Genomic DNA, 255 nt, shown 5'->3' with positions numbered 1-255 from the left:
CCGTATTTCTACAGGCGTTTCCCACACAAAATTGGTGGGTCTGGGCAGATTCGAACTGCCGACCTCACCCTTATCAGGGGTGCGCTCTAACCAACTGAGCTACAGACCCAATTTCGGGCTGCTTCTTTTCGTCTTCTTCAATGAATCAAGCAATTCGTGTGGGAGCTTATGGAGCAGCTGAGTCGTCGATTAAGGAGGTGATCCAGCCGCAGGTTCCCCTACGGCTACCTTGTTACGACTTCACCCCAGTCATGA

General features: G+C 51.8%; 1 tRNA gene and 1 rRNA gene. Both read right to left on the bottom strand.

The features are described from left to right. Positions 1 to 32: 32 nt before the first annotated feature. Positions 33 to 109: transfer RNA gene (locus tag KW846_RS29845), tRNA-Ile, on the bottom strand. A gap of 81 nt (positions 110 to 190) precedes the next feature. After that, positions 191 to 255: ribosomal RNA gene (locus KW846_RS29840) — 16S ribosomal RNA — on the bottom strand; the annotation flags it as partial.

It is taken from the genome of Pseudomonas sp. PDM32, from assembly GCF_019219225.1.
GTDB lineage: Bacteria > Pseudomonadota > Gammaproteobacteria > Pseudomonadales > Pseudomonadaceae > Aquipseudomonas > Aquipseudomonas laurylsulfatiphila.
The sequence above is the reverse complement of the archived record's forward strand: the minus strand, read 5'-3'. Positions and strand labels throughout refer to the sequence as shown.